Source organism: Protofrankia sp. CiP1_Cm_nod4 (assembly GCF_982290645.1).
The window spans coordinates 157,952-165,085 of record NZ_CEVIVC010000001.1; the positions used below are offsets into that span (position 1 = coordinate 157,952).

A 7,134-nucleotide genomic window follows, 5' to 3' on the forward strand; every position below is an offset into this window, starting at 1 on the left:
CGGCGACCTTGTCCAGCTCCACCGGCAGCTTGGTGCGCTCTACCGGGATGGAGCCGGTGAACGTGCCGGGCCGGCCACCGGGGACCAGGTCGATGAAGTAGTTGCCGCCGAGCAGGGTGGTCGGGCGGATCACCGCGCTCGGCTCGGAGCCGAGCTTGGCGCGGATGTCCCCGTCCACCTTCACCGTGACCCGCGCGTCGCCGTTGTCGGTCTCCCGGACGCCGGTGACCACGCCGACCGGTACGAACGCCACCTTGACCTGGCTGCGGTAGGGCGCCAGCCGGTTGTCGGCGGCGAAGCTGATGTCGAGGCTGTCCCCGGACCGCAGGGTGACGAGGATGCGGTTCTTGTTGAACAACGCCAGGCCGGCCAGCAGCGAGACGATGATGAACAGCACCCCGAGCCGCAGCGGCGTCACACGTGGGCGTCTTGTGATCGCGGCCATGTCAGCCCCTCACCTCCGGTTCCCGAGCAGCGACGTGCTCTTGTCACGGGCGGCCTGTCCGGGGGCCGGGTAGGCGTTGCGGTTGGTGAGCGGATCCCGCAGCGGCAGGATGCCGCTGACCGTCTCGGTGCCGATGACCGGGTAGATCCGCAGCCAGTGCCCCGCGGCGTCCCCGTCGGAGAGCGCGTCCGTCATGTAGCTGAAGAACAGCGACACCTCCGGCGCGTACGGCGCGGCGGCCGCCAGCGGCTGCCGGGCGTCGCTCAGTGCCTGGACCAGCTTCGGCGCCAGCGGTTTCGCGTCGCTGAGGACCTTCGTCAGCTGGGGCACCACCGGGTCGGCCTGGCCCGCCACGCCGGGGACCTTCTCCAGCGGGGGCACGCCCTCGCGCAGCACGCCCCGGACGTCCTCGGTGGCGTTGCCGAGCGCGACGGCGCCCGGCCGCAGGCTGGTCACCGCCTGGCCGGTCCGGGCCAGCGGTGCGCGCAGCTGGTCGAGCGCGCCTCGGGCGTCGGCCAGCGTCTGCGGGGCCTTGTCCAGGGTGGCGCCGAGCGGGGCCTGGTTGTCGACGTCGAGCGCCTGCAGGGTCGTGTTGACCCGGTCGACCAGTTCGGCCAGCTGCTGCTGGTGCCCCTCGAAGGACCGGGACAGGCTGTCGGCGGCGCGCAGCAGTTCGGTGAGGTCCGCGCCGTTGTCCACCGACAGCGCCCGGGAGACCGTGGCGAGGTCGGGCAGCTCCTGCGGCAGCGCGCCGGCGACGTCCTTGAAGTCCTGGGCGTGGCCGCCCGCTCCCCCGCCGGCCTCGCGCAGCGTCGAGCCCAGGGCGTCGCGGGTGGGCTGGTCGAGCACCCGCAGCACGTCGGAGAGCTCCTGGGCGTCCCCGGTCTTCGAGGCCGGGATGATCTCGTTGCGGCCCAGTTCCCCGGTGCCCGGCGTGCCCGGCCGGAAGTCCACGTACTTCTGCCCCAGGGCGGAGCGCGCGGCCACCGTGGCGGTCAGCGCCGACGCGTCGCGGTAGATCCTGCGCCCCTTGTTGAACCCGAGGGTGACCAGCGGTCTGCCGTCGACGATGCGGACGTCCCTGACCTGTCCGGCCCGGACGCCGGCGATGCGGACGTCGTCGCCGGTGCGCAGCGAGCCGACCTCGTCGAAGGCCGCCTTCACGGTGCGCCCCCTCGTACCGGGCAGTCCGCTGCTGGCGGTGAGCGCGACGTAGATGGAAAGCGCGAACGCCACCACCAGTCCGGCGCCGATCAGGAGCGGGCGCTGGCGTGCCCAGCCCGCCGTCCCGCCTGCCATCAGCTGCCTCCGAGCAGGAAGCCGAGCATGCCACTCTCCTGTTGCTGGTTGAGGCCGGTGACACCGCCGTCCGCGGTCGGAGCGGGGGCGAGCAGGCCGCTGAGGATGCCGGTGACACCGCCCGTCCCCCCCGCCGGGCCGCCGCCCGGCTGCTGGGGCCCGGTCACCGCCGGGTCGAGCGGCTGGCCACTGGGATTCTTGGTCAGGGGCAGCGGTGAGCCGCCGACGCCGAGGTTGGAACCGAGCCCGGGAACCAGGCCGGTGAGGATGTCCGGGGTGACCACGACCATCCCGCGGAAGTAGTGCGACAGCCCGTCCGAGCCGTTGGTGGCCAGCGCCCAGTACTTGATGAAGTTGAAGACGTTGACGATGTTGTCGCTGAGCTCGCCGACGAGCGGCTTGAGCGAGGACGCGGCCGCCACCGTGTCCGGCCCGCTGGGGCGCAGTGTGCTGACCACCGGCCTGGCCTCGTCGAGCAGCGACTGTGCCTTCGCCAGCACCGGGTCCAGGCTCGCCAGCGCGGGGTCGGCCGTGGCGGCGAACCGGTCGAGCTCGGCGCTTATCCGGGTGAGGTTGTCGGTGGTGGGACGGATCGCCTGCAGGGTCGGTACGGCGGCTGTCGCCGTCGAGGTCAGCTCGGCGAGCGTGGCCCGCGCGCTGGCGAGGGTGTCCGGCAGCTCCGCGAGGGTCCGCTCGAGCACCTGCTGCCTGGCCGCCGTGGTGCCCAGCAGCCGCTGGGTGGAGCCGACCAGGTCGTCGAGGGTCCTGCCGCCGTCGCGCGCGAGCGCGTCCGCGACCGGCTCGACGTTGTCCACCAGGTTGTTCAGCAGGGTGTTCTGCTCGTCGAGCACCTTCGCCAGGGAGCCGGTGTCGCGCATCGCCGGCGCGAGCGCCCGGACGGCGTCGTCGATGTTGCCGCCGTTGCCCTGCAGGCCCTCGCCGAGCACGGTCACCAGCGCGGCCAGGGACTCGCCGGTCGGCTCGTCGATGGTGTTGAGCACCTCGTCGAGGTCGGTGTTCCGCCCGGTCTGCGTGGCCGGGATCACACCTCCGCGCGGCAGCGCGGGCGCGGCCGGACTGCCCTGGTCGAGTTCCAGGAAGCGCTCGCCGAGCAGGCTGAGCGGACGCACGGTCAGCCGGGCGTCGGTGTGCAGCGGCATCGCGGCCGGGTCGAGCTCCATCGTCACGTCCGCGTGGCCGTCCGGGTCCACCCGCATGCCCGCGATCCGGCCGACCTTGACGCCTTTCAGCTTGACCTCGTTGCCCGTCAGCAGCGGGCTGGCGTCGTTGAACCTCGCGTGCACCACCCAGCTGGACGGGCTGCCGTTCGCCACCAGCCCGGTGGTCGTGGCGGCGGTGGCCAGCAGCGTCACCAGCGCGACCCCGACCAGCCGCGGCAGCGGCCCGCGGCTGCGGCTGCGGCTGGGCGCCAGGTTCCTTCTTCTCGGGCTCGTCCTTCTCGGGTTCGTCATCGAGCGCTGCTCCCGAAGGCGTCGGTCCAGGGCTGGTTGCCGATGGCGCCGGGCAACGGGTAGGGGTCGTTGCGCAGACCAGGCACGAGCACGCCCGGGTTGTTGTCGAGGCTGGCGACGCTGGCCTGGATGTGGCCTCGCGCGTAGTGGCCGTTGGCGTCGTAGTTGGCGAAGGACGACCCCCACTGGCTGAGGAAGGACACCGCCTCCGGTGTGTACGGGCGCAGGAAGGCGAACGCCGGCTGCAGGTAGTCCGTCGCGGCGGTGACCCCGGGCACGGCGGCGTGCGCCTGGTCGAGCAGCCCGGGTGTGATGTCCAGCAGCTCGTCCGCAGCCACCAGGGTCGGGCGCAGGTCGGCGATGACCGGGCGCAGGTCCGCGAGCAGCGGCCGGAGGTTGCGCGACACCGGCGGCAGCTTCTCGGTCGCGGGACGCAGGTCGTTCAGCAGCGGCACGGCCTTGTCCGCGACCCCGGGTACCACGGCCAGCGTGCTGTTCGCCTGGTCCAGCGTGCCGGGCAGTTTCTGCAACGACGTCGACAGCTGCTGGCGCTGCCCGGCCACCACCGAGGTCAGGTGCGTCAGGTCGTTGATGACGCCGCGCAGGTTGTCGTCGCGGGCCGCGAGCGTGCCGGTCAGCTGGTTCAGGGTGACGACCAGGTTCTTGATCGCCGGGCCGTCGGTGCCGATCCCCTTGAGCACCTGGCCCACGGCGGACAGCGCGGGGCCGGCCGACCGCACGGTGGCCTGGACGTCCTGCTCGTTGCCGCGCAGTGTGCCGTCGAGCTCGCGTACCAGCGACGACAGGTGGGCGCGGGTCTCAGGATCGAGCGCGTTGAGGATCTGGTCCAGCTCCATCGGCTGGTCCATCGTCCCCTCGAGCATCCCCCCGGACGGGATCCGCGGGCTGCCCGACGGCCCGTCGTGGACCTCCACCAGCCGCTCCCCCAGCAGCGCCTTCCATGCGACGGAGACGGTCGCGCCGGAGTGCAGCGGCGCATGGCCGGAGTCGAGGGTGAGCTCGAGGTACGCCTTGCCGTCCTTGACCTTGATATCGGAGACGGAGCCGGCCTCGAAGCCGTTCACCATCACCGAGCCGCCCTTGACAATGTTGGTCGCCGACCCCAGCAGCACCCCGACCCGGTAGTCGTTGCCGAACAGCGTCCAGCCGCTCGCGACCACCACGGCCACGGCGGCCAGCGCGACCAGCCCGATCCTTCTCATCCTCTGTCAGTCCATTCCCAGGGGCCCGGCCGATTCGCCGGACAGGAACTGCCGGACAAACGGGTTGTCGGAGTTGAAGGCCTCTTCGGTCTCGCCGTAGTGAATGACCTTGCCCTTCCAGATCACACCCACGTAGTCGCTGACCTTGCGCGCCGTGCGGATGTCGTGGGTCACCAGCATGTAGGTGCCCTTGTGCCGGCTGTGCATTTCCAGGATCAGGTCGTTGAGCAGGCTCGTGCGTACCGGGTCCAGACCGGAGTCCGGCTCGTCGAACAGCACGATGTCCGGGTTCATCACCAGTGCCCGCGCGAAACCGGCGCGCTTGCGCATACCACCGGAGACCTCGCTCGGATACTTGGTCAGCGACCGCTCCAGGCCCACCTCGGCGAGCCTCTCCAGCACGATGTCGGAGATCTCGGGCTCGGACATGTCGGTGTGCTTGCGCAGCGGGAAGGCGGTGTTGTCGTAGATGTTCATCGACCCGAACAGCGCGCCGTCCTGGAACAGCACGCCGAACCGCTTGCGTATTTCGTAGCGCTCGCGCTCGGAGATCCGCCAGATGTCCTGGCCGAAGATGAGGACCTCACCGGCGTCGGGTGCGAGCAGCCCGACAAGATGCTTGATCATAACGCTCTTGCCGGTACCGGACGGGCCGAGAATCGTGGTGATCGCGTCGTCCACGAAGTTCAGGTTCAGCCCCTGGAGCACGCGGAAGTCACCGAACGCCTTGTGCACGTTGCGTACTTCCATGCTGTGCACGCGACGGTCGGGGTCCGGCAGCCCCGGCTCGGGCAGCGACATCCCAGGGATGATCTCGGCAGAATTCTGCGTAGGCACTTGTCCTCCTGACGGCTACCAGTCGGCGCTAGTTCGCGATCGGGGCGTTGGGACTGAGCCCCCAGAAAAGCTGCGTGGTGAGCAGCCCGATGACATGGATGAGGACCATGTTCAGCATCATCGATTTCGCGGTGTTCTTGCCGACCCCGACGGATCCACCGCTGGCGGTGTAGCCGTAGTAACAACTGACGAACACGATCGTCGTGCCCATCGACAACATCTTGATCATTGAGAAGAGAAAGTCGAGCGGATTCTGGTAGAGCCAGAATATGTAGTTGTAGCCGCCGGCGGACACCCCGCCCAGCTGCACGACGGTCACCAGGTACATCGATATGTACATGAGGCCGAGCCCGACCGTGAACAGGAACGGCATCGCTATCCAGGCGGCCATGATCCGGGTACCGACCAGATAGCTGCGCGACCGGACGCCCATGACCTCCATGGCGTCGATCTCGTCGGCGATCCGCATCGAGCCGATCTCGGCGACCAGCCCGCAGCCGACCTTCGCCGCGAAGATGTAGCCGTACATGTACGGCGCCATCTCGCGCAGCGAGCAGTAGGCGTTGAAAATGCCCGAGTACAGCGGGGCGCCGATCTGCTTGAGGGTGTAGCTGGCCTCCAGCCCGCACTGCATCCCCATGATGAACTGCATCGACCAGATGATCAGGCCGCTGGACAGGATCAGGATGCCGGCCTGGTGGAAGACCTCCGAGGTGTAGTGACGGATGTCGCCGAAGTCGCGGATGGTCCGGGCCGAGAACTGGGCGATCTCGCCACCGGTGGTGACGGCCTGTTTCACCCCGCGCTGCATACCGCCCAGCGTGATCACGGTATCCTGCGGCTTCGGCGCCGCGACACGCGGCTGCCCGCGCCGGTCGAACTCGTCCACTGATGTGGTCATGATCGTTCGGCCCTTACTTGAAGACCTGCATGTCGGGGTTGAGCCCGAGCAAGATGGTCGTGAAGACGTAGTTGAAGATCCAGATGGCGGCGAAGGAGATGACCACGGCCTGGTTGACCGCGCGTCCCACGCCGATCGGCCCGCCCTGGGTGTGCAGGCCCTTGTAGCAGCACACGACCCCGATGAGCAGGCCGAAGATCGTCGTTTTCGCGACGCTGGCCCACACGTCGGTGACGGTGGCGTTGGCGAAGAAGTTCTCGAAGAACGCGCCGCTGTTGGCACCGAGCACCCACACCGAGGCCAGGTAGCCGCCGAGCACGCCGAACGCGAGCGCGACCAGGTCGAGCAGCCCGGTCATGAGCGTGATCGCCAGCACCCGTGGGACGATCAGGGTACGGATGGGATCGACGCCGAGCACCTCCATCGCGTCGATCTCCTCACGGATCCGGCGGGCGCCGAGGTCCGCGGTCATCGCGGTGCCCATGACACCGGCGACCACCATCGCGTTGATCCACGGGGCGAACTCGCGGACGCTGGCCATGATGAAGAAGGAGCCGAGACGTTCGGGGATGCCGAAGAGCAGGAAGAGGTTGCCGCCCTGCAGGCCCGGCGCGCCGAAGCCGAACGCCGTGCAGGACACCATCATCGGTATCCAGCACAGCTTGAGGATGTCGAACATCTGGTCGCGCACGGCGCCCCAGTAGCCGACGGGGTGACGGATGGCGCTGCCGAAGACCTGCCCGGCCAGCTGCACCATCTCCCCGCCCTGCTGCAGCGGCCGGCGGACGGCGCCAACCCATTTCGGCGCCTTGTTCCTGCGCACCCGGCGGCGGGTGCCGGGAACCGACGGGGCGGCCGCGGCCGGCACGCTCATGCGCGCTCACCCGCCGACCGCGCGCCGACGCGGCCACCGCGCCCGCGGCTGACGCTGACGGCACCACCACGGCTGTCGGCACC

General features: G+C 69.7%; 7 protein-coding genes. All 7 read right to left on the minus strand.

Annotation, left to right across the window (positions count from 1 at the left end; all coding sequences use genetic code 11):
* The coding region (locus AC5LSR_RS00625) for an MlaD family protein (RefSeq protein ID WP_493468057.1) at nucleotides 1–445 on the minus strand (445 nt) is incomplete at its 3' end.
* 9 nt (nucleotides 446–454) lie between these two features.
* The gene (locus tag AC5LSR_RS00630; RefSeq protein WP_250283926.1) at nucleotides 455–1,744 is read right to left on the minus strand and encodes an MlaD family protein; all 1,290 of its coding nucleotides are present in this window, start codon (nucleotides 1,742–1,744) and stop codon (nucleotides 455–457) included.
* Entirely contained in the window at nucleotides 1,744–3,216 is a 1,473-nt protein-coding gene (locus tag AC5LSR_RS00635; protein ID WP_250283927.1) for an MlaD family protein, read from the minus strand. The genes AC5LSR_RS00630 and AC5LSR_RS00635 overlap by 1 nt, the downstream gene beginning before the upstream one ends.
* Complete coding sequence (locus tag AC5LSR_RS00640) at nucleotides 3,213–4,439, minus strand: MlaD family protein (RefSeq protein WP_250283929.1); 1,227 nt, start codon at nucleotides 4,437–4,439, stop codon at nucleotides 3,213–3,215. Before AC5LSR_RS00640 ends, AC5LSR_RS00635 begins: the two co-directional genes overlap by 4 nt.
* A 6-nt stretch (nucleotides 4,440–4,445) precedes the next feature.
* Complete coding sequence (locus AC5LSR_RS00645) at nucleotides 4,446–5,276, minus strand: ABC transporter ATP-binding protein (RefSeq protein WP_250283931.1); 831 nt, start codon at nucleotides 5,274–5,276, stop codon at nucleotides 4,446–4,448.
* A gap of 28 nt (nucleotides 5,277–5,304) precedes the next feature.
* Entirely contained in the window at nucleotides 5,305–6,177 is an 873-nt protein-coding gene (locus tag AC5LSR_RS00650) for an ABC transporter permease (protein WP_250283933.1), read from the minus strand.
* A gap of 13 nt (nucleotides 6,178–6,190) precedes the next feature.
* Complete coding sequence (locus AC5LSR_RS00655; protein WP_250283934.1) at nucleotides 6,191–7,051, minus strand: MlaE family ABC transporter permease; 861 nt, start codon at nucleotides 7,049–7,051, stop codon at nucleotides 6,191–6,193.
* Nucleotides 7,052–7,134: the final 83 nt, after the last annotated feature.